Raw genomic sequence first — 24,096 nt, forward strand, 5'->3', positions numbered from 1 at the left:
ATTAGCCATTAGCCATTAGCCATTAGCCATTAGCCATTAGCCATTAGCCATCAGCCATTAGCCATTCACAACAACCACCCACAAACTTGCTCCTAACCCTATGGCTGCTAAATGTTGCCAAAAGAGCGATCGCATGGGCTGACGGGCAATTTTTTGAGTGAGGATAACAGTTAAAAGAACTGAAAAAATCAAAGTACTCCCTTGTAGAAAAGCAATGACGGCTGGGTGAGCAACTAATACAGGAAGCTGTTCGCCATTGAGACCAAAAGTTGCAAACGTGACAGGTAAAATACGTCCTCCTTCTGCTAAACCCAGGCGCAGGTAATGGGCTAAGTTACCACCAAGTACGAGTGGTAGATAACCGTATGCTAGTTCGATAAATGGTTTTGCCTTGAATTGAGAACCAACACGAGATAAGCCATAGGCTGCAAAGGGAATAACAACGGGAATCACTAAAGCAAACAATGATAAGCCTAAGTGGGGTAGAAACTGTGTGAGGTCAAAATGCAATCCCAACCAGGATTGCAACTCGGGTAAACGGTGGAGATAGATACCCCCTAATAGTAAAAATAACAATGCGACTTCATAAGACCGGGGTACGTGAGTTGTCCACAGTTCCATTCCAGGGGGACGTAAATTAAACTCAACGGAACGATGGGGACATGCTTTCAAACACGTCATGCACAATACGCAATCTCTGTTATCTTCTAACTGTGCTGGGTGAGAGTATAAGGGACATCCCCCAGTTTCCATACCTTCGCCTTTTTGCGGTCCGCCCTTATAGCACTGATATGTCGTACAAGTGGCGGAACAAATTCCTTGTTGCGCTCGCAATTCCGTCATGGCAAGTTTGGCAAACAAACCATTCATCCCACCAATAGGGCAAAGATACCGACACCAAAAACGCCTTTCAAAAAGAGCCGAGAAAATGACTGCGCCTGCGGTAATTAATAAGAGCAAACAACCTGAAAGATAAGCTGTATTTTCCAAATTCCAAAGTTCTTCCCACAGGAAAATCAAAGTAAATAACCCAAAGAGAAACCATCCTCCCCATTGTTCGGCTTGCTGTCTCGGCCAACGTTTCAACTGTCGGGGAAAGAGCCACAAGGAAAGTTTCTGGGTGACTTCTCCATAAATCATGAAGGGACAAACAGCGCACCAAACACGACCTAAAAAGGGAAATGCCAGCAGGAAAAATGGCCACCACCAAGCCCAGAATAAATTAAGGGCAAAATTGCGATCGCGTGTTTGCGGACCAACAAAAAGCACGGCAACAATCAAAGCAAAAGCTATTAAAGTAAAACCATAATTAATGCGATCGGTCCACCAAGGGCTGCGAAGAAATTTCCGCAAATTGGGATAGGCATTTAAAAGGTTGACGCGAAATTCCTTTTTCTTTGTTTGAGCCGACCAGAAAATTTCTTCTGTCAGAGCTTTTGCCTCTCCTGCTTGCACGATTGCCCGTTCCACAAGGTTTTGCAGCTCCTTAAGATTTCCGGGAAAATCATAGGATTGCAAGCGGCGTATGGCTTCTGGTGTCACTGATGGTTTTGATATTCCTCTTGCCGTGGTATAGAGACTGATGTAGTACTCTACTTGCGCTTTAATATCTGTTTTTCGTACCCGTAGCGGTGGAACTTTAATCACTTGACCGACAACACGCTCGATAGTTGGCTGAATTTTTTCGGCAATAATTAAAATACGAGCACGGGTAGCACGAGGTTCTGCGGGTGGTTCTCCCGAACGAGTCACGGGGCTGTACTGAGATGTTTTTAATAAATTAGCTAATGCTGGTAACAACTCGGTCGGGGTTTCTTGGATGTTGTTAAGTACTAAAGTTCCTTCTCCAAGCCATTCCAACAATCCTGGTTTACCTCCATAACGACCAAATAAATCGGCACCACTTGTTTGTAGAATTCCGCAGTTAACTTTGACAATAGGTTCTCGTCGGTAGGAAGAACCAAAATGAATAAGCGCCGCTATGTTATCCTTTTCTAATCCCGGTTCACCAAAAATCAATACCGATTTGCGTTCTCCGGCTGCTTTTCTAATTTCCTCCCGCAACCGGGTTGCATAACGACTTGTCCCCACAATTCCACGCCGTGCTTTAGTGACTAAATAAGGTCGTAAGGCAACAGAACGTTCTTGTTCGTAGTTCAGAGCGGATGTGAGTTGAGACACTTCTTGAGCCATTTGGCGAGAAACAGCCTGAGCAATTTCTGGGTATTGAGTGAGTATTTCCCGAAATTTAGCAGCAGGTAGCATCCAGAGGTGACACTCTGTGACTGTAGTAATTGTGCGCTGAACCGATTCATCTAACAGCAATTCTTGTAAGTTAATAACGGCTCCAGGGAGAAAACCAACGGCTAATGATGGATTGGTTTTATTAGTACTGTTGCTTTCTAACTGACCTTGTTGTAAAATATACAATGCCTCTGGAGGAGACGCTTCACTCACCAAACGATAATTAGCTGGAAAAACTTTTTCTTCTATCACTTCAGAGAACGCATTTAAGGATGCAGGAGAAAGAATTCCCAAAGCCGTGCGTTCTTGCAGCCATATTAATACTTCTGGAGATGCCATAATACCATTTTGGATTCTAGATTTTGAATTGAGAAAGTCATTTCCAGTCTAGATTTAGACTAACTATAGCAGTCCTAAATGAAATATAAAAATAAGAGAGAAGACGGCTAATGGCTAATGGCTAATAGCTAATGGTCAAAAGCAATTAGCTATTAGCCATTAGCGAGCGAAATTTTTTACAAATGATTTAGATTTGCTATATCTGTCGCATTTTTTGTTTAAATTGGTAGAGGTTTTTTCTAATTGGGATGCGCCCTCCGAGCAAGCAGTGCTATTACATTGTGTTGCAGTCATGGCTTCCGCTTCGATTGCATTAATCTATTTTAGAAATTAAAAGAGCAGGCAATATGCCTACTCCGAATCATAAAGTTAACTTTTTAGAAACTGACATCTGTAAAGGAGAGTAGATAGTTAACCTCCTGTGGTACGAGCATCTTGCCCGTTTCTGCTACTGATTTCTAAGTGCTTGTTTCTTCCATCAATTTCTAATCCAGGTAAAACTGACTCAGGAGTTCCTTGAGGGAAAACCTTGGAATTGCTAAACAATCTGAAATATGTTGATACAAAAAATTCCTTCACTGGAAATAGTATATATGTCAAAGGATTGATTGCCACAATGATATTGCGGTCATCGCGTTTGGCTGATGCTAGAATCTGCCGTGCTACCCAATCACCGGACATAACTCCAATGGGATTGAGGTTGCTTTTGAAAGGTCCTAGAATTAATTTACGGATTACGCAAGGAGCATCCAAACGACGTAATGTGATTAAATCTCCCAAAGCACGTTTTGAGAGTTCGTACAAAGGGCTAATCGCAGGGCTGACTTCTGCTTCAGAAGTATTGACCCAAACTTCTTTGCGAGCTACGTGTTCGTCAGTCCGAACAGTCGTCAAAAAAAGTTCTAGCAGTCGCCAACTAGAAAAGGTGTTAATCTCGTAAGATTTAAAAATTGCCTCTGGTGTTCTTTCACTTTTAACGTTAATACCGTGGTTGAGGACTAAGATGTCTATCTGCTTGAGATGTTCGAGCAGTTCTCCCTCTTTGCCTACTTCCCAAGAAATTGTCTTCACTGCTAGTGGTTTGTCATTGACGGTCAGTGTTATGGGTTCTGATTTTGAACTCAAGGCTACCACCTTCGCACCTGCTAAATGTAAATGCAATAGCAGCGATCGCCCCAGAGTTCCCGATGCTCCCGTGACTGCAATTTTCTTGCCTTTTAGTGCCAGTGCTGTACCCATAAGCTTATCTATCAAAGTAAAGGTACTGCAATAGTAAGCACGATCGTTATCAAAATGATGCCGCCAGTGGTAGGGTCGATTCACGAACCAGTTACCTGGAGGCGTCAAGAAAGGACCGGGTAGGTGAGTCACATCGGTTGCTTCCCGCGCCCATTCGCTACCAATGCCACGTGCTATGCAGCTAGCTAAAAACATCAAAGTGTAAAGGGTTCCCATAAGAGCCGCCAAGTGGTACTGTGGCGTCCATTGAAAACAAGCCCACCAAAATACTAGTGAAAAAAGCAACATCACAAGGCATTCAGGCAAATCGTGACGCCATTGTGCTTGACGATAAATTTTGGCATTTACAACGTTCAAATCTCGATGAAAGACACGATGATGCCATGCGTGTTGCCGATACAGTGGTTGCCAGTGATGGGCTAAGACGTGATATAAATCTCGTACTAGTTCTGCCCATAAGAGAGAGCCTAGTCCCCAAGCCGCGATCGCTATCCAGAAGGACACCATAACCTACTTTACTTACACTCCAAAATTATTGTGTTGCAATTGCGTTGGTATTGCACATAAACAGCCCAACTTGTGTGGCTTAGAGTGACTAGAACGACATAGTACAATCCCCTAGTAATATATACCGAGAAAAACTCCCTTGGCAAAGAGTTTAGCCAGAATTGCTTCGCTTAACTATATATTGCTGATATCCTTAAAGCAATTGAGAAGCGATGCGAACATAGCTGTTTGGTACTATTTAATACAAAGACAAATATACATATTTATCGAAAATTGTCAATAGCTTCAACATTAATGGTGCTACATTATCAATAACAGATAGCAAAAATACTTTTAATTTTCATTTTTTATTTTTCCCCAACAGATGCAATTATCAGATATCCCTAACCTTTTCGTACCTCTGGTGCTTTTAAGTTTAATTATCATTGCTGCTGTATTTTTCAGTCGTAGCAATTGATGCATTGGGCTCTGTAGAAACAGAATCTCGATAAAAGGCACCTCCAGGCTCAGATCGGGAATGAAGTGGAACTCCCTTAGCGCAAGCAGCGTCAGTCATGGGTCATTGTTGCCGATCGCTGCTTGTCGGTTAATATTGATAAGTACTAATTACTAATCACGAATGATTAATGTCTAATTACTCCTATTGAGGGTTAAAATAAATCCCGATTGTCTCCAATATATGAAGGTTTCATGATTTCCAGTAACGACTTTCGACCTGGCGTGTCTATAGTGTTAGATGGGTCTGTATGGCGAGTGGTAGAATTCCTCCATGTTAAACCTGGTAAAGGTTCTGCGTTTGTACGGACAAAACTGAAAAATGCCCAAAATGGGAACGTGGTAGAAAGAACGTTCCGGGCAGGAGAAACAGTTCCGCAAGCCAATTTGGAAAAAAGTACGATGCAACATACCTATAAAGAAGGTGAAGATTACGTCTTTATGGATATGGAAACTTATGAAGAAGGCAGATTGAGTGCTGCACAAATTGGCGAACGTGTAAAATACCTCAAGGAAGGTATGGAAGTCAATGTAGTTCGTTGGGATGACCAAGTCCTAGAGGTAGAACTGCCCAACTCAGTCGTGTTGGAAGTTGTCCAAACAGACCCAGGTGTCAAGGGCGATACTGCGACGGGTGGTTCAAAACCAGCAACTGTGGAAACAGGAGCAATGATTATGGTTCCACTCTTTATTTCTCAAGGAGAACGCATCCGGATCGACACCCGTAACGATACATACTTAGGCAGGGAGTAACCTACCTTTCACCTCAAATATGCAAATCCCGAGTTTGATGCGTTACAGGGATTTGTCTCCCTGTCTCAAAAGATAACCGACTTTACAGAAGATACCAAATTGGAATAAGTAAGATTTTTTGGGAAGGTTGAAACTGTCTCATTCACAGGCAAAACAATCTAAAATCTAAAATCTAAAATCCAAAGTTGGTATGAGTCTCTCTACCACCTAATTGCATGAGGTAAGAAAAGCTGTGCCATTAGACTTTAACGAAATCCGCCAACTACTGACGACGATTGCACAAACAGATCTTGCAGAAGTGACTCTCAAAAGTGACGATTTTGAATTAACGGTTCGCAAAGCTGTTAGTGTTAGCAACCAAGTATTGTCAGTAGCTCAAGCGGGGCAAGGTGCGGTGTCTTCGGGATTGCCACCCATTCCACCGCCTCCGCCATTGGTGGTGCCTGCGGTGACGGAACCTACTCCTATAGACCTGACGACTGCTACAAAAGGGATTCCGTCGCCGGTCACTTCTTCCCCTGTTATTGACTCAAAACTGGTTGACATCCCCTCCCCAATGGTGGGAACTTTTTACCGCGCCCCCGGTCCCGGTGAATCACCATTTGTGGAAGTGGGCGATCGCGTCAAGAGAGGTCAAACAGTTTGTATCATCGAAGCCATGAAACTTATGAACGAAATAGAAGCAGAAGTTTCCGGGCAAGTGGTAGAAATTCTTCTACAAAATAGCGAACCAGTGGAATACGGTCAACCTTTGATGCGAATTAAACCAGATTAAGTATTAATCTATATATCGAGTCAATAAACCGCAGCTAAGCCCTTTAGGGTCTAGCGAGCGTTTCCTGGCTAAATTTAATGGTCATTGTTAAAATTTCCAGCTGCATCCTTACAGATCTACCCTGATGAAACAAGCGTTGCCTGTACCACCGGAAGTTGTGCAACAAGTAGCTGAATACTTCAGCCTCTTGAGTGAACCCATGCGTCTGCGGCTGTTGCATTTACTGCGGGATGAAGAAAAATGCGTGCAAGAATTGGTAGAGGCAACACAAACTTCTCAGGCTAATGTGTCAAAACACCTGAAAGTTATGTGGCAAGCAGGAATACTCAGTCGCCGTAGCGAAGGAACTTGCGCCTATTACCGGGTAGAAGATGAAATGATTTTTGAATTGTGCAACCGAGTTTGCGATCGCCTTGCCACTAGGTTGGAACAGCAAGCCCGTAACTTTCGGGTTTTAAATGGTAAATAGTCAGCGAGCGGTGACCAGTCAGTCACCGCTCGCCGATCGCTGTAGCTAAAGTTCAAAATTTTGTTTGTAGCTTTCACGAGTTAGGGGCTGTTCCAACTCCAAACCTTCGCCACCCAAGACATCCAACTGTTTCCCGTTAACTTCAATGTATACCTTAGCATTGGGATTTAAAGCAGTGGCAGTGTAAACAACTTGTCCCACGCGACCCATCATAGAGGAACTCCCACCTCCTGTCGTAAAATCTTCTGATAAGTTGACATGGACACCATCATCTGTGACCTTCACTCCCAACAACTTGGTTTCTTTTGGGATAGTGGTTGAACCAGTTCCTTCGGTTGGTCCTGCTAATAGTTTTGAAAAAGCTTCTTCTAAAACCTTATTGGGTTCTCCCTGAGGAAGTGTAACTGTTTGTGGAACCAAAGAAAGCTTTGTACCACTGTCCTGCAACCAATAGACTTCAGCCTTTTGCTCGGCGGGATTGATTTGCTTGTTGGGAGTGTTAGCTTGGCCGGTGATATTCGGATTGGGCTTTGGGGATATTTCATTGCTGCCTGAATTAAAAACGTGGTAAGCTAGAGCACCACTGACAGCAATAACCGCAACTGAAACAGCTGCGATGATACCTGAAGAAATACGATTACCTTGTTGTTCTTTCATATTGAATTCCTTGCTTTAGTCTGAAATAGAAAAAAGTATTACTGTAAGAAGAAGCCTGGTAAAAGACGTTACCTAAGAGCCTCGAGTTTCCAAAAACTTGGAAGACGGTTCTATTCGTATGAATGCTGCGATTTCTAATTCTTGTTGTTTCATATTTAATTTTAGAATTCGTACTTGTAGACCGTTACCTTCTAATTGTCCCAAATCCAATCGTTTGTTAATATTGTTCACAATTTGATTTAAAAATTGTGGTGGAGCGGCTTCTCCATTAGCAGTCACCTCTGGTTCGACAAGTTGAATATTTTTGCCACCAATAATATTTAGCCCTGCTTCTGCCTTAATTAACAAAGGTTTATTTTGGCTTTCATTCTGTAATTCTACTTGGAAACTCAGTCTATTGTTTGCTAAAAATTTTACATTTGGATTTACAAATTTATATACAGAGTTATACTCTGTATTTGATGAATCGTCCACGTTAATTTTCATTTTTTCCAACTGAGCTAAAAATTTGGGTGACTGTAACAGCTTGTTGATATCCTCCTGGGTTAAAACAACACGCAGACCCGCCTGTAAAGGTCGTTGAAATAATGGTTTTTTTCTGAGAGTACGTGGGTCTAATTCAATGGCATCAGTTTCCAATTCTAAAGCAGCAATTTGAAGATTTTGCTGCTTTAGTTGCAAAGAACGCCCTGCAAACCTCACTCGTTGAACTTTTCCCTGTAGCAATTGATAAGAGGGAGCATTATCAACTCGTACCTGTAACTGCTTGACGCTAGCGAATTGAGAGCGTATGACATTTTCAGCAGTTCGGTCAATCACCAATCCTACAGGAGCAATCAATCCTAGCAAGCCGGATAGGACTATTGTGAGGAGTTCCATACTGGTTAATTGCTAATGGCTAATGGCTAATGGCTAATTGTTAATTGTAAAGATGAGCTATTAGCCCTCCCTTGTTCGCCAGTCCCGGTGGGCGCGGGAAACCCGCCTACAGCGCAGGACTCACTATTAGCCATTAGCAGCATCAATCCACTCCTTTATAGTAGATACAACTTCAGCAATGTCAATTTCCTGAGAGTTGCGGCTTTTTCTTTCAACGACTTCAACTTTGCCATTGGCAATTGCCCTCCCAGTGACGATTCTGTAAGGGATTCCAATTAAATCGGCGTCCTTGAATTTTACGCCCGGTCGCTCGTCGCGATCGTCAAGTAGAGTGTCAATTCCCGCAGAGTTCAGTTCTGCGTAAAGTTTTTCCGCGATTTCTACTTGTTGGGCATCTTTGACGTTAGGAATTGTAACGATCGCCTGATAAGGTGCGATCGCAACAGGCCAAACAATCCCATCTTTATCATAAGATTGCTCTACAGCAGATTGGGCTAAGCGCGATACACCCACACCGTAACAACCCATGAATAGAGGTTTTTCTTCTCCTTGTTCGTTGGTATACGTTGCGCCCATTGCTTGCGAATACTTAATACCTAATTGAAAAATGTGTCCTACCTCTATTCCACGAGCGCTAAGCAGAAGCTGCTCGGGATTGTGAACGGAGCGATCCCCAGGTCTTGACTTACGTACATCTACGATCGGTTCGGGTACCTTGTATTGCTCGTTCCAATTTGCGCCAACGACGTGATAACCCGATTCATTTGCACCCGTGGCAAAATTCTTTAAATCAACAGCTGTTTTATCAATAAAACGCACAAAATGAGGGACGATATCTTTGGCGGCATGAATAATGTGACTGTCGGCAATGTCAGGTGCAATATAGCCCAAAGGTAAAGGTTTGAGCAGTTTTGATTGGGCTTGGGCATCTGGCACTATCAATTTGATAGCAGCTTTAGCACCGAACTGAGGAGCTAGTTTTGTCAGTTCGTTTTGCAACTTGACATCATTAACCTCTTGGTCTCCTCGGATACTTACTAGCACGAATGCTGTCATCCCATTATCAAAAATTGTTTGATAAAGAACGTTTTTCACTATTTGGGTGGGGGAACATTTGAGAAATTTACAGACTTTCTCAATAGTCTCTGTTCCTGGAGTTTCCCGCTTTTCATAGCTCGTAAACGGTGATGGTTCTGCATCTGGTGGGAGAGAAACCGCTTTCTCTACGTTAGCAGCGTATTTTCCATCTTCTGTGTACAAGACTTCATCTTCGCCTGCTTCCGCTAGCACCATAAATTCTTGCGAACCAGAACCGCCAATTGCACCGGGATCGGCTTGGACGGCACGAAAAGCTAAACCACACCTTCTCAAGATATTATGGTAGGCGGTATCCATATCCTGATAAGTTTTTTTCAAACTTTCTTCATCTGGGTGGAAAGAGTAAGCATCCTTCATGATGAATTCTCGCCCGCGCATTAAACCAAAACGAGGACGGATTTCATCGCGGAATTTTGTTTGAATTTGGTAAAAAACCTGTGGAAGCTGACGGTAGGAACGAATCATGTCACGAGCGATGGTTGTAATCACTTCCTCATGGGTTGGTCCTAAAGCCTGTTCTTGATCGCGACGGTCTTTTAGGAAGAACATAATTCCTTCCCCTTTGGTGTACGTATCCCACCGTCCGGACTCTTTCCATAACTCAGCAGGTTGTAATTGAGGTAAGAGACACTCTTGTCCGCCAATTTTGTTGATTTCTTCGCGGACAATTTGGGAAACTCTTTGCAGGACTCGCCACATAAATGGAAGGTAAGCATATACACCGCTACCGATGCGACGAATGTAGCCTGCGCGGACTAAGAGTTTGTGGCTGGGAATCTCAGCATCTGCTGGATCGTCCCTAAGTGTAAGGAATAGCATTTGTGACAGTCGCATCGTTTGTCCCCTTTCCAGATTCAATAATCCTTTAGTCAGTTAAGTTAGTGTATTAGCTTGCTATAAATTACCAAAAGGTATAAGCAAGCTTACTTTAATAAACCTTTTTAAAATGTCCGCTTGCAACTTCAGGAGAAAAGCACCTTGCCCGATATTATTTATCAAGCCCAACCACCTTTGGAATTTATTCCTCCGGCGTTAGATCCCTTATTTTTGCGCGGTGTCCAGTTGGTGTTACCCCATTGGATACGCTGGAAAACAGCAATTAACCATATTGAAGCAGACAACGTAGAGGTTTTGGTGGATTTGTACCGCCAGTTCCAAGAAGGTAAAATCCGCTTTATGCTGGCATTTCGCCATCCGAAGACGGAAGATCCCTTTGCTTTAGGCTATTTGCTTTATCACATTCTGCCAAAAGTAGCACGACATGGGGGTACAGCGCTACAGCATCCGATTCACGCTCATTTTATTTATGACCGTGGAATTCCTCTTTGGGCTGGTTCTCACGTTGGTTGGATTGTATCTCATTTGGGTGCAACCCCCATTCAACGAGGGAAAGCAGATTGGACGGGATTGCGATCGGCACGTGACTTATTTGTCAACGGTCAGTTTCCCATGGCGGCTGCACCTGAAGGTGCTACCAATGGTCTTTCAGAAATTGTCAATCCTCTAGAACCAGGTATTGCCCAGATGGGTTTTTGGTGCGCTGAGGATTTACAGAAAGACAAGCGGGATGAACAGGTTTTTATTGTACCAGTCGGTATTCGATACAGTTATGTTGCAGCTCCTTGGGGTGCTATTGCCAATCTTTTAACTGAATTGGAAACTGCGATGGGCTTAAGTGCAAATACAGCACATTCCCTCCCCTCCTCTGCAACTTTTGACTCTCTCTACCCTCGCTTGGTGGGTTTGAGCGAACGTTTATTATCTTTGATAGAAGAATTTTACAAGCGGTTCTACCATCGCAAATTGCCAGTCTATGAGGGAGGAAAAGATGCAAATGAGCTTTTTGCCGTTCGTCTTCAAGCTGTGTTAGATGTGGTTTTACAAGTTGCTGAAGATTATTTTGACTTACAATCTAAAGGAAATTTTAGCGATCGCTGTCGTCGGGTAGAGCAAGCAGGATGGAATTATATTTTTAGAGAGGAATTTAAAGATAAAAAAGCACTGTCTCTTGTAGAAAAGGCATTAGGCGATCGTGTAGCAGAAGAAGCGAACTTGCGAATGTGGCACATGAGATTGGTGGAAAATTTAGTTGCTGTCACGGGTAAATACGTGCGAGAAAAACCCACAGCAGAACGATTTGCAGAGACCACCTTACTTCTATGGAATGTCGTCACTCTAATTACGGGTGGCAATCCTTTCCGAACTCCCAAACTTGGCAAGCAAAATGTGAAAATAACTATTGGTGAGCCTTTGTCTGTTTCCGAACGTTACCCGGCTTACAAGGCTAGTCGCCAAGGTGCTAGACAAGCCGTTGCCGATCTCACAAAAGATTTACAACAAAGGTTAGAAGGGTTGGTTTTGAAGGATAATAGTTAACTTATTGGTTAAGCCTAAAAATGCGACAGACCAGTAGTAGGTTGGGTTGAGGAACGAAACCCAACATTTACAGGTATTTGTTAGGTTTGTCCAACGTACAAAAATTCGAGAGCCCTTGCAGTATAGCTTTCAGTCCTCGCAGAATTTTATAGCGAGTAATAATCGAGAAAGTAAACCTGCTATGTTGCGCCAAATATGATTGTGCTTTAGCAAGGACAAGAGGATTTTGGCGCAGAATGAGTGACAGCGTATCAGTATCTAAAAGAACTGGATCTTGGCTCATGCTTCAGTTCTATCAGAGAAAAAATTGTCTCGATTTAAGGCGATTTCTTCAATTTCGTCAATCTCTGTTGCTGATAATCCCTCATAAACTTGAGATGCAAGTTGTAGCATATCTTGAGGACTAAGAGGAGTAGTAGGTTTAACTATCAGTTGGACAAATTGCCCTTCAATCAATTCAGGTTCTTCTAAAGGGCGAAACACACCATTTTCATAAATAGCTTTTAAAGTTTGCATTTGATAATCTAATCTTTATTTACTAAATATTTTATTCGCTCTCCGCGAACAACGGCTTGTGGTTAAGAGCTATGTCAACTACAATATAAATCCTATCAAAACCTTCACAGGTTATGTTTTTCCTTTAAGTACTCCTACTTGGCTGTTATGCATCAAAGTCTAGTGTTGTGGGTGGAGCATTTTCGAGCAAGTCCTTCAAAGCTTGGATTTTCGGATTTTTTACATGATTTCGCTTCTCCCAACTACAGCAATGATGCTTGGATAAAGGCTCAACGGATTGGTGATGTTAGAAGTGAGCAAAAGAGAATTGTATTAAAGTACTAAGTTAAATGTATCATATTCTAAATAATGGTTCAATACAAATGAACTATATTTAAAATATTCAATATGTTTATCTTAGATAAATCAATGGTAGCAAAACCTTTTCTAAAATGGGCGGGAGGGAAAGGACAACTCATCGAGCAGATGAATAGTCTTTTTCCTCAAGAATTAGCAGAGGGTTCAATAAAAAAATACATAGAACCATTTGTTGGCGGAGGAGCAGTGTTCTTGCATCTGGTTCAAAACTATCCAGTTGAAGAATTTTTTATTTTTGATATTAATATTGAATTAGTTATAGCCTACACAACTATTCAACGCGATGTAGAGAAACTCATTTCACTTTTATTAAATATACAAAATAAATATTTATCTCTTGATGATAAGGAAAGAAAAACATACTTTTATCAAGTGAGATCGGAATTTAATTGGCGACGCAAAGAAATAGATTCAATTAACTATAATTCAGAATGGATTGAGAGAACTGCACAAATCATTTTCCTAAACCGTACTTGTTTCAATGGACTTTTTAGAGTCAATTCAAACGGAAGTTTTAATGTTCCAGTAGGTAGATATAAAAACCCTAATATATGCGATAAAACAAATTTAAAAGCTGTGTCTGAAGCGCTTCAAAAAACTCAAATTCATTATGGAGATTTTAGTGAGTGTGAAAAATACGTAGATAGCAATACCTTTGTTTATTTCGATCCACCTTACAGACCAATTAGTAAAACGTCTAACTTTACCTCATACTCACAAAATATGTTTGGTGATTCCGAACAATTACGACTGCGAGACTTTTTCCAATCTCTTGATGCAAAGGGAGCTAAATTACTTTTAAGTAACTCCGATCCTAAAAATGAAGATATTAACGATAATTTTTTTGATAATTCCTATGCTGGTTACCGTATTGAAAGAGTCATGGCTTCACGCAATATCAACTGTAATGTTTCAAAGCGGAAAGCCATCAAAGAGATTTTAATTATGAATTATATAAGTGGAGCCAATAAAATTCTGACAACATCTTCCAATTCCTCCGTAACTCGGTAAAGATTTATTCCTTCTTCAATAAGTTTTTGCTGTCGGTATAATATTCCAAATTGCCAAATATTTCCTGTTGTTACTGCTCCAAGTATTTCGGGTTGATTTGAATCTGTCCATTGGTCAAGCGCTATCATTTCTGTTGCTAATTGTGTAAATCCTCGATTTAAGTCAGCTTGTTTAGCTTCAATAACAATTAAATTAGCTGAAGATCGTAAGTAATAATCTAAATTTCCTTGAAGTTGATTGTTAACTTTAATATTATATTCAATTCTCAACTTAGCGCGAGAATAATGAATTAAATCTGTTACGAGCGGAGCAATAAGGATTTCCCTGCGAGTTGCTTCATTTTCTAAATCTACATAAGGCAATACTTCTTCAATCCGTTGTTTTAAATCAGATATTCGATCTAGATTTCCAGAGTATTTTGGTAAACTCAGAAATTGGCGAGCGAAAGAATAACCAAATTCGGCTACTAAATCATCAACAGGGAATCCTAATTCAAAATAATTTCTAAAAGTATATGAACGCGTCACATCAAGCAATGGTTGACGGCTCATTTCATACCTCCATATAGTTGGTTCTAATGTTAGATGGCAGGAAATACTTTAGATAAATCCAGAATTAAATCCGAAAAATAGGGAAGATTCACGGTTTCATTAGGTAGAAAAATTATTTTTTTTCGATAGCCAAACTTACCTTGCAAATTTTGGTAAGGTTCGCTGTAGCATTCCAAGCAATTATCTATAAGATTAAATATCCAATAATCTGAAATACCCCCTTGAGCGTAAATTGTTAATTTAACTTCTTGGTCGTATTTTAAAGAAGAATCAGCAATTTCAATTAAAAGTAAGATATCGGAAGGTAAGGGATGAGTACTGAGATAATCATCTTCTCGATTTTTGACGATCGCTCTATCTGGTTCCGGTTCGTTATATTCAGAAATAACGATCGGTTGTTGTCCTCTTAATGTTGCACGTTTCCCAACTAGTTCATACAACTGTCTTTCTAATCGAGTTTCACAAACAGAATGTCGTGTACCTTTCGAGACCATAGAAATGATTTCTCCATCAATCAGCTCAACTCGCTCATTTTCCCTAAAAAATTCGAGTTTTGCCAAACGTTCGTATTCAGATATCGTAAAGCGTTTCGCAGTAGTTATATTCATAAAAAAGAAAGTATAGGACTATTTAGATCTTAATTTACGTAAATATTTGTGAAATCGTAACACGAGCCCAAGTAATCTTGTACAAAAAATTACAATAAATTCTTTCTTGGGACATACTAATTTAGTATTGATGACGCTCCATTAGTAAGAAGTAATTTCTCCTCCAGATTCTTAAGCTGAAGGATGTCAGTAAATAGCAGTCATTTTATTACATAATGCGCGATACGTTAGTTGCTCGAAGAGTGTAATGTGGGTCTATTCATTATGCCATTTGACTATGACCTTGTGATAATTGGCGCTGGTTCTGGAGGAATTGCAGCAGCTGAAAGAGCAGCTGGCTATGGGGTACGAGTAGCGATCGCAGAACAAGCTAAGGTTGGCGGTGCTTGCATCAACTACGGCTGTATTCCTGAAAAATTGCTGGATTACGCTGCTAGCTACAAACAGTTAGATAAACTAGCTAGTAGTTATGGGTGGGATAAAGTCGCCCGTCACTTTCACTGGTCGCATTTTGTAGATGCAAAAAACCGTCACCTCCAGCATCTCAACGAATTGCACTTGCACAATCTGCAACACTCAGGAGCTAAGTTAATTCAGGGACAAGCAGCATTTTTAGACGCTCATACAGTGCTGATTGCAGATAGACCGGTCACTGCTGACAAAATTTTGATTGCAGTAGGCGCAAAACCCCTTATACCGGAAATTCCAGGAATTGAATGTGCTATTACCTGGCGCGAACTTTATAACTTACCAGCACAACCCAAACACCTTGCAATTCTGGGTAGCGATCCGATTGGTGTAAAAGTTGCTGGAAGTATGAATGAGTTAGAGACTCACGTCACTCAAATCATTGCTGGGGACTGTGTCTTAGCTGAACTGGATGCTGAAATTGGCAAAAGAATTCAGGACAAGATGATCCAGCAAGGAGTGCAAATTTTCAGCCACAGCTATGTTGAAAAAATTGAACGAATAGGCGATCGCTTTTGTCTCAAGTTGTCTGGAAAATACACCGATTCCGTAATTGTTGATACGGTTTTTGTTGATGCTCCACGGAAACCAAATTTGGAAAACCTGAATTTAGAACAAGTAGGAATTCAACGAACACCATCAGGAGCGATTCAGGTTGATGAATTTAGTCGCACAACTCACGTCAATGTTTTTGCCGTAGGAGACTGTACGGATAGAATTCCTTTGACTCCGAGCGCGATCGCCCAAGCCAGAGCTTTTGCAGATACAGAATTTGGCGGACAGCCTCAAATGGTTAGTTATGATTGGGTTCCTATCTCTATTTCCTCTCACCCTGAAGCCGCAACAGTTGGATTATCTGAAGCACAAGCCCGCGAGAAGTATGGGGATGCCGTACAATGCTACCGCACTCAATTTCGCCCGTTGTTCTATTGTTTGAGCCAATTAAATGAAAAATCTTTGCTCAAGGTTGTGGTGAACCGAGATGATGCGGAGCGGATACTGGGCGTTCACATGCTGGGGGAAGGCTCAGTAGAGATGATTCAAACGCTTGCGATCGCTCTCTCGCTTGGTGCAACTAAGCAGAATCTGGATAGAGCGATCGGCATTCATCCTTCGAGTGCAGAAGAACTGTTTTCAATGTAGAGATGTATCACCTGCTCCTGCATTAAGGTGCAGGAGCGGGGAAGGCGATAAGTTGACAGGAGTCACTCGGTCCTGTTGGCGGTGTATAGCCAAAGTCTTCTTGTGCAACTCGACTGCCCTTGTTTGCGATATACTTGCATAAATCCCTAGCAGCCTTAGCTTTTTCCTTAGTGGCGTAGGATTTACGGAAAATAACGTAGATCGGTCCTTGGAATAATTCTGAAGTTTCCAAAGGAGTGAAGAAGACAAAATCTCTTAACCCTCGGCTGATAGCTATGGGACGGTTGATATAACCAATGGCTCCTGGAGTCTTCTCAACGACATCAAGGACACCATCGCTGCCATTTCCGGGCAGATCGGTAGCGGGATTGGGATTGGGTAAATTCACGCTCCTATCTGGATTCGTGATGGAAAATCCACATGTGGGCTGAACAAATCCGGTATCAAGTTCAGCACTGGTATTGCTGGCATCAAAACGGTAAACGCGAAGGATGGGTAAACTCGGACCGCCCACTTGGCTCCAGTTGGTAATAGTGCCGTTGTAGATACCACAGAGCTGCTCTGTGTTAAGTCTTGCCTCGAAACCAGGTACGTTGTATGGCAACACAATCGTATTGTCAACTGGATTGAGAACCACCATGTCTTCTCTAGGAAGGTTGGGGAGAGAGTAATCGCTAGCGACAAAGTCAGTGATTCCGTTCTCAAATTCGGGACGACCAACATTGCCACCAACGACACGGTAGTTAACCCCACGTTCGGTAAACCAGTCTGAAACTACAAGACGAATGGAGGTTGAACCAGAACCTTCAAGTGTGATGTCTTGTGCAAAAGTTTTTTGCCCGAGCTGAGAAACAGATACCAAACCAAATGTTAAACCTGCAACAGAAGCTGCTCGTACCAGACTGTTTAAATTCAACATAAACCGCACGTATCGATCCTCCAGATCGTGAAGATAGAGTTCAACAGTAGAATACACAGGTTATTAATTTTCCTGTTGCATTTTAAGAACCATGGTCTAGATTAAGGCTTGAGTATAGAAATTGCAAACAAAAAGGATTTTCATCTTATTTTTTTTTCAAAGTATTTTATCGATCTGTTTTCATCGAATTGGGACAAAGCCTGCTTTCTCTACAAACTTTTGTCCTTCTTTGGATAGCAATAGGTTGGCGTATGCCACACCAGCCATTTCTTCTGGTGTCTTATCCCGACGAATTATTACAAATATGCGTCTGGTTAAAGGGTAAGTGCCATCTAGAAACGCTGCTGTGTTAAGTTGAGTACCATTTACAACAAGCGGTACATAGTTTTTGCTGTTTTCAGAAGCGATCGCAATAGGACGGATGGTTTTTTGACCAACAATTAACGTCGCAGTACCAAGACCGATTGCTCCCGGTGTAGAGCTAACTTTACGGAAAGTTTCTGTGAAATCCCGAGTAAATTTTATATTAGGGCTGACATTTTCTGCTTCTGAGCCAAGCAGCATTTTGAATGAGTTACCAGCTTTTGTCCTAAAAGGTACGATCGCTAAATCGGGTCCTCCTACATCCTTCCAGTTCGTAATTTTGCCCTTGTAAATATCTTGGAGTTGGTTTACAGAAAGCCCGAGAATGGAAACATTTGGATGAACATAAAAACCAACCCCATCAATAGCAACTGGTACCTGTTGTAGAGAAAAATTCCGTTCCCGCGCCTTACTGTATTCAGCTTCTTCCAGAGCTCGAGTTGATAAAGCAACGCTCAGTTCACCGTTCAACAACATGGCAATACCCGCGCCACTACCAGGTGTATTGTCTGTGGGTTCATTGTAACGTATTTGAAACTTTGGATATAACTGGTTAATAGCTTGATGTAAACCTTGAGCTTTTAGAGATGCGAAGACAAAAGCACCACCATAATAAAACTTCCCCTCCGGAACATTTGGCACTTCCTTCATTGAAGTGTAGTATTTGATATCAGATGAAGCATTCTGAGTGGTGTCATTGAAACTAACGGATTCATTTGTCAAGGAGACTTGTGGACTGCCAATTGTTTTGAGAAGAATGTAGCTTCCAGCAATAAAAATAACAAGCGGTAACAGTAGAGTGAAACCAAACCAATTTAAAGGAGCAGACAGCCATTCATAAGTTGAGGGTATAACTTTGCTTTTCACACCCTTACTGCTGTTGTATGAATTAGCACCAACAAGACTTTTACCGCACTTGCGACAAGACTTGGCTGTTATGGGATTGGCATCGTAGTGACAATAGCTGCATTTTATGACTCCTTCTTTTTTTGATTGCCCGGTACTCATAAAGTTTTTTAGCGGTTGTATGAGTAAATTACACAGAAGAACAACGATAACCAAATACGTTTATCCGCAGTTTGGCTGTGTATCCGGAATTACTTCATACAACTTTATATTTTGGCATGAGACACTACACCGTGCTGCGAGTCATGGGCTCGGTGGAGTGTACCAGTCTTTCTGCTTAAAAATTTTCTGCAGTGCCTAACATTTGTAAGATTTTTTCTACATTATCCAACTCGCCAGCAATGCGGCGAATGGGCTGAGGCCAAACTTTAACAAGCGTAGGAGTGGCAGAAACTTGATCGGCTTCTGCTTGTTCTGGATTTGTTAAAACATCAATAACTTTTAAGGTGTAGGGATAGCCCAGATATTGTTCTAAAAGCTCGTGTAAATTTTGCAAAATACGTTCTGTCGCTGCACTATGTCCGGCTACAAACAGGCGGAGGACATAGCCTTGTGTCTTTGATTGTTGTTCGGTGGAGACGACTGGTTGATAGTATGAAGGTACTGGCTCGGAAAGCTCCAGGCGCACCACTAAATCGTGATCTTCCCAAAGTTGGGGAAATGTGGAACGATACGCTGACAATACCATGCGATCGCACAACCCTTCTGCCCAAGGACTGGGCTGCCACACCAATTCCCCCGTACTAAAAATAGCATTTAGTACAGCTTGATGCCGCATCACGGTTGGGTAAGCTTCGGCAAAAACTTGTATTTTTTGAGTGCGCGGATCTAACCAGCGATCGACAGTAGCTGTATAACAAGGTACTAAAAAATGTGGAGGTTCTGGTAAATCCAAAATTTCCTGTAAAGTAGCACACAAATGCAAATGCCATCGACCTTGTTTGCTAGGGTCGATGCAATAGATGAGATCTCCTCCCGGAGTAAAGAGCGCAATACCTTTAAACAGGGTAGGAGGGTAAGTTGGTTTGTCTGAAATCATATGAATTATGAATGATGAATTATGAAGTATGAAAAAAATTCATAATTTATAATTCATAATTCATAATTCCCTTAATTACACTCTACCACGGAGGAATTGAGCCATTTCATTTGGCGTTGGTGACATTTCTAAGGCTGTTTCTTCTGTAATCCGACCTTCAGAGTAAAGATTGAGCAGGGACTGGTTCATGGTAATCATGCCATCAAAGCTTGCTTGTTTCATCAATTCTGTAATGGCATCATATTTCCCTTCTTTAACCCAGTCTTTTACAGCATCGGTATTGATGAGAATATCGTGGAAAGCAGCGCGTTTACCATCTGTTGTACGGCACAAACCTTGAGCAATCACTGCCACTAAAGACTCAGCTAGTGCAACCCGCATAGCATCCTGTTCGTCTCCATTGTAGAGATTGAGAATACGTTCAATAGTTTTCACAGCACTATTAGTGTGCAGGGTTCCCATGACTAAGTGACCTGTTTGTGCGGCTTTCAGGGCTGTGTTCACCGTTTCTTTATCCCGCATTTCACCCACTAGAATCAAATCCGGGTCTTCCCGCAACGCTGCCTTTAATGCATTGTCAAATTTTCGGGTATGCATTCCTACTTCCCGTTGTTTGATCAAAGCTTTTTTACTTTTATGAACAAATTCAATTGGGTCTTCAATGGTAATGATATGTTTGGGCATTTCTGAATTGATGTAGTCAATCATTGCTGCCATTGTGGTGGACTTACCAGAGCCTGTGGGACCTGTAACTAGAATCAAACCCTTGTGATAGTGACATACATCTTTGAAAACAGCAGGTAGCCTTAACTGTTCCATTGTCAGTATTTTCAAAGGAATCAATCGCAGTACCATCGCATAGCCTTTTAGGGAGTCAAAGATATTAATCCGCACCCTAGCAAATTCGTACTGCGTAGCTCCGTCAAATTCGAGATATTCTTCAAAGCGTTGAATTTCTGCATCAGTCATGATCTCCCGCATCCACTCCATAAATGTTGGTTTATCGGTTTCGGGATAATCTGTCGGCTGCATTTCTCCTCGGTTGCGGAAGCGAGGGACTTCACCTACACCCAAGTGAATGTCAGAATATCCCTTATCGAAAGCTTCTCGTATAATCTGTGCCAGAGTTAGCGTTGAATTATTGCTTTTAGGACGGGAGGAAGTAGCCATTGGTGGTGGTGTTCCGGGACGATGAGCTGATGGAACCGCCGTTGGTGGAGGTGGTGCAGAAGCAGAGGAGTTTGTTGTCCCAGTGCGACTCGGATGTCTCTCTATCGGTAATTCTAAAGTCTGTGTAGACTGACGCATCGTACTCATTGCAGGTGGTGGTGGTGGTAATGGGGGAACACCACGAGTTGAATTTGCTGCGGGATTCAATGGACGCTGTGATTCTGTCATATCTATTTACAAATAGGGCGTGTATTGATTTGCTAGAAATTCACAACAAAACTTAAACAAAAGCTGAACTTTTGATAGATGCCACTATCCTGTTTGGTCTATCTTTACGGCTGAATAGTTCTAAAAATGGAGCATAACAGCAATTTCAGTAGACCTCTTTCATCTTATTGTTTATTTTGTATCATTTTTTCTAACTACGGTAGGTTCTCTATTGGGTTGAACATCTGTATAACTTGACTACATCTCATTTATTACATAGTTTGCACTAATTATATTCAGTAATACTAGTTACATTTTAAAGTGCTTTTATATACCTAAAATTCTTTAGAAAAACTTTATTGTTATATGAGAAAAATTTTTCCGATCTTTATATTCGCGTGCTGTGTTTGTGCGTGAAACCACGACTCAGAATTCCTTCAACGCCAATCATGAATTATGAGAAACACCATCTATTTTCATAAGAAATGTTAAGCGTCTTGGAAGCACAGCACCTGAAATAAACCTTAAAGATCGATCCCAAATTACCTCTCTATCGAGAGATAGATGATGTAGGGGAGTTTTCCACCAACTCCCCTACCAGATAGAGCTCCATAATTGCGAAAGATTAACTGTAAAGTTTATTAAATAAATGCTCATTTTCCCAAGTGGTTTTTATATACTGAACTTCTAATAATCGTTGATCCCGCTGCAAAGTAAGCGAGATTCCAACAATTCAAATTTCTGTCTTGCATTTTGGAGAATAGAGTTATGACTTTGTCTCAGACATCTGATTTAGGAAAGACTTACTCTTTACTAATAGTTAAAAGTTTTTTGATATGGACTTTTACATTGGCAGTGTGTTTGTTGGTTGTCGGTTTTCCTTTAGTGGTTTTGATGGCTACAATTGGGTGTTTGTTGTCAATTGTGCTGGAATCGGTAATGCCTGTTAGTGCAGTTTTACTGGTCGCAGGCGGTTTAATTCTGTTCAATGTGATGGCTGTGGTGTTGGCAGCAGGCGTTCTCACTTTCAAAGGAGTTCATCCTAAGGAAGTGCAGTGGTTAAGTTGGCTGCACGGAGAATCTGAGAATATTCAAGCTACCAGCGTTTATGCTTCTTGCCCGTTAACCTGTGAAATCAAAATGTAATTACCGCAACTCAATTCGACAACAGTACACCTGCCCGGTTCATCCGGGTTTTTTCATGTTTGTGTCATTTGTCATTAGTCGCTGATTATTTTTATTTTCTTCCTGGGGAATAAAGATCCTACCTGTTTTGTTTTATGGAAACTTTTATATGAGGTTTGGGTGGCTCAATTTAATCTGAATAAGAATAATTATATGAATCTACTTAATCTTTAAAATACATGTAAGGGAACTCCCTTCGGGCGCGGGGTTTTCCGTGCAAGAGAGAAATGGTGTTGTAATAGCCAATAACAAAGATATGTGGTTGGTATTGTCCACCCTACACTACTATTGACCAATGACAAATGACACACTTACCAATAACATATGGCTAAAAAACAGATTCACATTATATTAGGTACTCGTCCGGAAGCAATTAAGCTAGCTCCAGTGATTCAGGTTTTTCAGAACTCTTCAACTGTTGATACTAAAGTTATTCTCACCGGACAGCATCGCGAGATGGTGGAACAAGTGATGCAGTTGTTTGACCTCAAAGCTAATGACGATCTCGAAATTATGCAGCCAAAGCAGAGCCTCAGCGACATAACTTGCCGCAGTTTGAGGGGTTTGGAAGAATTATTCCAACAAAACAAGCCGGATTTGGCGATCGTGCAAGGCGATACAACCACTGCTTTTGCAGCAACTTTGGCAGCGTTTTATCAAAAAATTCCTGTAGGTCATGTGGAAGCCGGGTTACGAACGGATGATTTGCTCAATCCATATCCAGAAGAAGCGAATCGCAGGCTGATTTCGCAACTCACTCAACTGCATTTTGCACCAACTCCCTTAGCTGTAGAAAATTTGGAACGTTCTGGTGTTTTGGGTAAAGTGTGCTTGACAGGTAACACAGTGATTGATGCACTATTGAGTGTTGCTGCACGGGAACCTGCTTGTTATGTACCCGGATTGGAATGGTCTCAGTACCGCGTTTTGCTAGCAACAGTTCACCGTCGTGAGAATTGGGGCGAACCATTGCAAGATATTGCTCAAGGATTTTTGCAAATACTGGATAAAATTCCCGATACAGCGTTGCTATTACCGTTGCATCGCAACCCTACCGTGCGAGAACCATTACAAGCATGGCTGGGTAACCATCCCCGCATTTTTCTAACAGAACCTTTGGATTATGCCGAATTGGTCGGGGCTATTATGCGATCGCATCTTGTACTGACTGATTCTGGTGGTTTGCAGGAAGAAGCACCCAGTTTGGGAAAACCTGTACTGGTGCTGAGAGAAACCACTGAAAGACCAGAAGCAGTGACTGCAGGTACAGCTAAACTGGTGGGAACTGCGAGTCAGAATATTTGTACTCATGCAGTTGAATTACTTACCAATCCAACTGCTTATGAAACCATGGCAAACGCAATTAATCCCTTTGGGGACGGACAAGCCGCAAAGCGAATTTTGCAAATAGTGCAAAATTACTTTGGTATGAGTTCTTAAGATTGTAGCGAAGCGATAGCTTTGCTACTACACCAAGCGCAAATCGCTCCAAAGATTAAAGTAGAAAAATGCCAATGCAAAAACCCAGCTTTTTTAAACTGGGTTTTTCCGCAGTAGCTCTACTCCAGTTAATATACTTATTTGTCAAAAATTTGACCGAGTTTTTCCTGAATTAAAGACAAATTATGTTTAAGTTAAAACAAACCATCGGACATTGATTTCATACATTATAAATTACCCAAATCTAGTTCTTCTGTAAAGTCCTACCTGTGTGCAAATATTTCTGGTAAGGGACATAAAAACTGGACTGTTACTCTTGTATACTTGAAAAATACTGAACTCTTATATTGCGAAAGCTACACCGATTTACAATTTTTGTTGA

At 41.5% G+C, this 24,096-nt stretch carries 22 protein-coding genes; 8 read left to right on the forward strand and 14 right to left on the reverse strand.

Annotated elements, in window-relative coordinates; genetic code table 11:
• Nucleotides 1-57 precede the first annotated feature (57 nt).
• The 3 genes from AB0756_RS21220 to AB0756_RS21230 form a co-directional block, all read right to left on the reverse strand.
• Nucleotides 58-2,583: an AAA-type ATPase lid domain-containing protein gene (locus AB0756_RS21220; protein ID WP_038076482.1), complete on the reverse strand. Its 2,526-nt coding sequence runs from the start codon at nucleotides 2,581-2,583 to the stop codon at nucleotides 58-60.
• 411 nt (nucleotides 2,584-2,994) lie between these two features.
• Nucleotides 2,995-4,329, reverse strand: a complete 1,335-nt coding sequence (locus AB0756_RS21225) for a bifunctional sterol desaturase/short chain dehydrogenase (protein ID WP_050046810.1) — start codon at nucleotides 4,327-4,329, stop codon at nucleotides 2,995-2,997.
• 415 nt (nucleotides 4,330-4,744) lie between these two features.
• Nucleotides 4,745-4,885, reverse strand: a complete 141-nt coding sequence (locus AB0756_RS21230; RefSeq protein WP_167844577.1) for a hypothetical protein — start codon at nucleotides 4,883-4,885, stop codon at nucleotides 4,745-4,747.
• 134 nt (nucleotides 4,886-5,019) lie between these two features.
• Here AB0756_RS21230 and efp point away from each other — a divergent pair, with 134 nt between their 5' ends.
• The 3 genes from efp to AB0756_RS21245 all read left to right on the forward strand — a co-directional run bounded on the left by efp (nucleotide 5,020) and on the right by AB0756_RS21245 (nucleotide 6,821).
• Nucleotides 5,020-5,577, forward strand: coding sequence for an elongation factor P (efp, locus tag AB0756_RS21235; RefSeq protein ID WP_038076479.1), 558 nt, complete (start codon nucleotides 5,020-5,022; stop codon nucleotides 5,575-5,577).
• A 232-nt stretch (nucleotides 5,578-5,809) separates the two neighbouring features.
• Entirely contained in the window at nucleotides 5,810-6,352 is a 543-nt protein-coding gene (accB, locus tag AB0756_RS21240; RefSeq protein WP_038076497.1) for an acetyl-CoA carboxylase biotin carboxyl carrier protein, read from the forward strand.
• A 124-nt stretch (nucleotides 6,353-6,476) separates the two neighbouring features.
• The gene (locus tag AB0756_RS21245) at nucleotides 6,477-6,821 is read left to right on the forward strand and encodes an ArsR/SmtB family transcription factor (RefSeq protein WP_038076477.1); all 345 of its coding nucleotides are present in this window, start codon (nucleotides 6,477-6,479) and stop codon (nucleotides 6,819-6,821) included.
• Nucleotides 6,822-6,866: 45 nt separating this feature from the next.
• Here the strand turns inward: AB0756_RS21245 and AB0756_RS21250 are convergent, their stop codons facing one another.
• From AB0756_RS21250 to AB0756_RS21260, 3 genes are all read right to left on the reverse strand, one after another.
• Complete coding sequence (locus tag AB0756_RS21250; RefSeq protein WP_038076476.1) at nucleotides 6,867-7,478, reverse strand: GerMN domain-containing protein; 612 nt, start codon at nucleotides 7,476-7,478, stop codon at nucleotides 6,867-6,869.
• Nucleotides 7,479-7,550: 72 nt separating this feature from the next.
• Complete coding sequence (locus AB0756_RS21255; protein WP_038076474.1) at nucleotides 7,551-8,357, reverse strand: LmeA family phospholipid-binding protein; 807 nt, start codon at nucleotides 8,355-8,357, stop codon at nucleotides 7,551-7,553.
• Nucleotides 8,358-8,483: 126 nt separating this feature from the next.
• Nucleotides 8,484-10,289, reverse strand: coding sequence for a proline--tRNA ligase (locus AB0756_RS21260; RefSeq protein WP_072040834.1), 1,806 nt, complete (start codon nucleotides 10,287-10,289; stop codon nucleotides 8,484-8,486).
• 144 nt (nucleotides 10,290-10,433) lie between these two features.
• Between AB0756_RS21260 and AB0756_RS21265 the strand changes: the two genes are divergently transcribed.
• Nucleotides 10,434-11,831: a glycerol acyltransferase gene (locus AB0756_RS21265; protein ID WP_038076495.1), complete on the forward strand. Its 1,398-nt coding sequence runs from the start codon at nucleotides 10,434-10,436 to the stop codon at nucleotides 11,829-11,831.
• A 67-nt stretch (nucleotides 11,832-11,898) separates the two neighbouring features.
• Here the strand turns inward: AB0756_RS21265 and AB0756_RS21270 are convergent, their stop codons facing one another.
• Both AB0756_RS21270 and AB0756_RS21275 read right to left on the reverse strand, forming a co-directional pair.
• The gene (locus tag AB0756_RS21270; protein WP_202048661.1) at nucleotides 11,899-12,114 is read right to left on the reverse strand and encodes a PIN domain-containing protein; all 216 of its coding nucleotides are present in this window, start codon (nucleotides 12,112-12,114) and stop codon (nucleotides 11,899-11,901) included.
• Nucleotides 12,111-12,347 carry an antitoxin family protein gene (locus AB0756_RS21275; protein ID WP_038076469.1) on the reverse strand — a complete coding sequence of 79 codons (237 nt, stop codon included), beginning with the start codon at nucleotides 12,345-12,347 and terminating at the stop codon, nucleotides 12,111-12,113. The genes AB0756_RS21270 and AB0756_RS21275 overlap by 4 nt, the downstream gene beginning before the upstream one ends.
• A 408-nt stretch (nucleotides 12,348-12,755) precedes the next feature.
• Between AB0756_RS21275 and AB0756_RS21280 the strand changes: the two genes are divergently transcribed.
• Nucleotides 12,756-13,715 (forward strand): DNA adenine methylase, encoded by a 960-nt coding sequence (locus tag AB0756_RS21280; RefSeq protein ID WP_167844762.1) that lies wholly within the window; start codon nucleotides 12,756-12,758, stop codon nucleotides 13,713-13,715.
• Here AB0756_RS21280 and AB0756_RS21285 read toward each other — a convergent pair.
• Entirely contained in the window at nucleotides 13,655-14,266 is a 612-nt protein-coding gene (locus tag AB0756_RS21285; RefSeq protein WP_038076467.1) for a hypothetical protein, read from the reverse strand. The two genes, AB0756_RS21280 and AB0756_RS21285, sit on opposite strands and share 61 nt — an antisense overlap.
• Nucleotides 14,267-14,295: 29 nt before the next feature.
• The gene (locus AB0756_RS21290) at nucleotides 14,296-14,874 is read right to left on the reverse strand and encodes a Uma2 family endonuclease (RefSeq protein WP_038076464.1); all 579 of its coding nucleotides are present in this window, start codon (nucleotides 14,872-14,874) and stop codon (nucleotides 14,296-14,298) included.
• Nucleotides 14,875-15,138: 264 nt separating this feature from the next.
• Between AB0756_RS21290 and AB0756_RS21295 the strand changes: the two genes are divergently transcribed.
• Nucleotides 15,139-16,485, forward strand: coding sequence for an FAD-dependent oxidoreductase (locus tag AB0756_RS21295; protein ID WP_038076461.1), 1,347 nt, complete (start codon nucleotides 15,139-15,141; stop codon nucleotides 16,483-16,485).
• A 22-nt stretch (nucleotides 16,486-16,507) separates the two neighbouring features.
• Here AB0756_RS21295 and AB0756_RS21300 read toward each other — a convergent pair whose 3' ends face one another.
• The 4 genes from AB0756_RS21300 to AB0756_RS21315 all read right to left on the reverse strand — a co-directional run bounded on the left by AB0756_RS21300 (nucleotide 16,508) and on the right by AB0756_RS21315 (nucleotide 21,110).
• Nucleotides 16,508-17,461, reverse strand: a complete 954-nt coding sequence (locus AB0756_RS21300) for a substrate-binding domain-containing protein (RefSeq protein ID WP_038076459.1) — start codon at nucleotides 17,459-17,461, stop codon at nucleotides 16,508-16,510.
• A 123-nt stretch (nucleotides 17,462-17,584) separates the two neighbouring features.
• Nucleotides 17,585-18,775, reverse strand: a complete 1,191-nt coding sequence (locus tag AB0756_RS21305) for a PstS family phosphate ABC transporter substrate-binding protein (RefSeq protein ID WP_038076457.1) — start codon at nucleotides 18,773-18,775, stop codon at nucleotides 17,585-17,587.
• Between the two features lie 175 nt (nucleotides 18,776-18,950).
• On the reverse strand, nucleotides 18,951-19,712 hold the full coding sequence (locus AB0756_RS21310; RefSeq protein ID WP_038076454.1) for a circadian clock KaiB family protein: 762 nt from the start codon (nucleotides 19,710-19,712) through the stop codon (nucleotides 18,951-18,953).
• 75 nt (nucleotides 19,713-19,787) lie between these two features.
• Entirely contained in the window at nucleotides 19,788-21,110 is a 1,323-nt protein-coding gene (locus AB0756_RS21315; RefSeq protein ID WP_038076453.1) for a type IV pilus twitching motility protein PilT, read from the reverse strand.
• A 747-nt stretch (nucleotides 21,111-21,857) separates the two neighbouring features.
• Between AB0756_RS21315 and AB0756_RS21320 the strand changes: the two genes are divergently transcribed.
• Both AB0756_RS21320 and wecB read left to right on the forward strand, forming a co-directional pair.
• Nucleotides 21,858-22,235, forward strand: a complete 378-nt coding sequence (locus AB0756_RS21320; protein WP_038076450.1) for a hypothetical protein — start codon at nucleotides 21,858-21,860, stop codon at nucleotides 22,233-22,235.
• A 363-nt stretch (nucleotides 22,236-22,598) separates the two neighbouring features.
• Nucleotides 22,599-23,714 (forward strand): non-hydrolyzing UDP-N-acetylglucosamine 2-epimerase, encoded by a 1,116-nt coding sequence (wecB, locus tag AB0756_RS21325; protein WP_038076449.1) that lies wholly within the window; start codon nucleotides 22,599-22,601, stop codon nucleotides 23,712-23,714.
• Nucleotides 23,715-24,096: the final 382 nt, after the last annotated feature.

Origin of the sequence: Tolypothrix campylonemoides VB511288_2 (assembly GCF_045999855.1) — a bacterium.
GTDB lineage: Bacteria > Cyanobacteriota > Cyanobacteriia > Cyanobacteriales > Nostocaceae > Scytonema > Scytonema bouteillei_A.

What these genes read in the sequence shown, in the direction of transcription:
- AB0756_RS21255 (WP_038076474.1), bottom strand. Translation starts at nt 8,357, where the DNA reads ATGGAACTCCTCACAATAGTCCTATCCGGCTTGCTAGGATTGATTGCT.
- AB0756_RS21245 (WP_038076477.1), top strand. Translation starts at nt 6,477, where the DNA reads ATGAAACAAGCGTTGCCTGTACCACCGGAAGTTGTGCAACAAGTAGCT.
- AB0756_RS21225 (WP_050046810.1), bottom strand. Translation starts at nt 4,329, where the DNA reads ATGGTGTCCTTCTGGATAGCGATCGCGGCTTGGGGACTAGGCTCTCTC.
- AB0756_RS21275 (WP_038076469.1), bottom strand. Translation starts at nt 12,347, where the DNA reads ATGCAAACTTTAAAAGCTATTTATGAAAATGGTGTGTTTCGCCCTTTA.
- efp (WP_038076479.1), top strand. Translation starts at nt 5,020, where the DNA reads ATGATTTCCAGTAACGACTTTCGACCTGGCGTGTCTATAGTGTTAGAT.
- AB0756_RS21220 (WP_038076482.1), bottom strand. Translation starts at nt 2,583, where the DNA reads ATGGCATCTCCAGAAGTATTAATATGGCTGCAAGAACGCACGGCTTTG.
- wecB (WP_038076449.1), top strand. Translation starts at nt 22,599, where the DNA reads ATGGCTAAAAAACAGATTCACATTATATTAGGTACTCGTCCGGAAGCA.
- AB0756_RS21250 (WP_038076476.1), bottom strand. Translation starts at nt 7,478, where the DNA reads ATGAAAGAACAACAAGGTAATCGTATTTCTTCAGGTATCATCGCAGCT.
- AB0756_RS21310 (WP_038076454.1), bottom strand. Translation starts at nt 19,712, where the DNA reads ATGATTTCAGACAAACCAACTTACCCTCCTACCCTGTTTAAAGGTATT.
- AB0756_RS21285 (WP_038076467.1), bottom strand. Translation starts at nt 14,266, where the DNA reads ATGAGCCGTCAACCATTGCTTGATGTGACGCGTTCATATACTTTTAGA.
- AB0756_RS21290 (WP_038076464.1), bottom strand. Translation starts at nt 14,874, where the DNA reads ATGAATATAACTACTGCGAAACGCTTTACGATATCTGAATACGAACGT.
- AB0756_RS21305 (WP_038076457.1), bottom strand. Translation starts at nt 18,775, where the DNA reads ATGAGTACCGGGCAATCAAAAAAAGAAGGAGTCATAAAATGCAGCTAT.
- AB0756_RS21295 (WP_038076461.1), top strand. Translation starts at nt 15,139, where the DNA reads ATGCCATTTGACTATGACCTTGTGATAATTGGCGCTGGTTCTGGAGGA.
- AB0756_RS21315 (WP_038076453.1), bottom strand. Translation starts at nt 21,110, where the DNA reads ATGACAGAATCACAGCGTCCATTGAATCCCGCAGCAAATTCAACTCGT.
- AB0756_RS21230 (WP_167844577.1), bottom strand. Translation starts at nt 4,885, where the DNA reads ATGACTGACGCTGCTTGCGCTAAGGGAGTTCCACTTCATTCCCGATCT.
- AB0756_RS21280 (WP_167844762.1), top strand. Translation starts at nt 12,756, where the DNA reads ATGGTAGCAAAACCTTTTCTAAAATGGGCGGGAGGGAAAGGACAACTC.
- AB0756_RS21260 (WP_072040834.1), bottom strand. Translation starts at nt 10,289, where the DNA reads ATGCGACTGTCACAAATGCTATTCCTTACACTTAGGGACGATCCAGCA.
- AB0756_RS21320 (WP_038076450.1), top strand. Translation starts at nt 21,858, where the DNA reads ATGACTTTGTCTCAGACATCTGATTTAGGAAAGACTTACTCTTTACTA.
- AB0756_RS21270 (WP_202048661.1), bottom strand. Translation starts at nt 12,114, where the DNA reads ATGAGCCAAGATCCAGTTCTTTTAGATACTGATACGCTGTCACTCATT.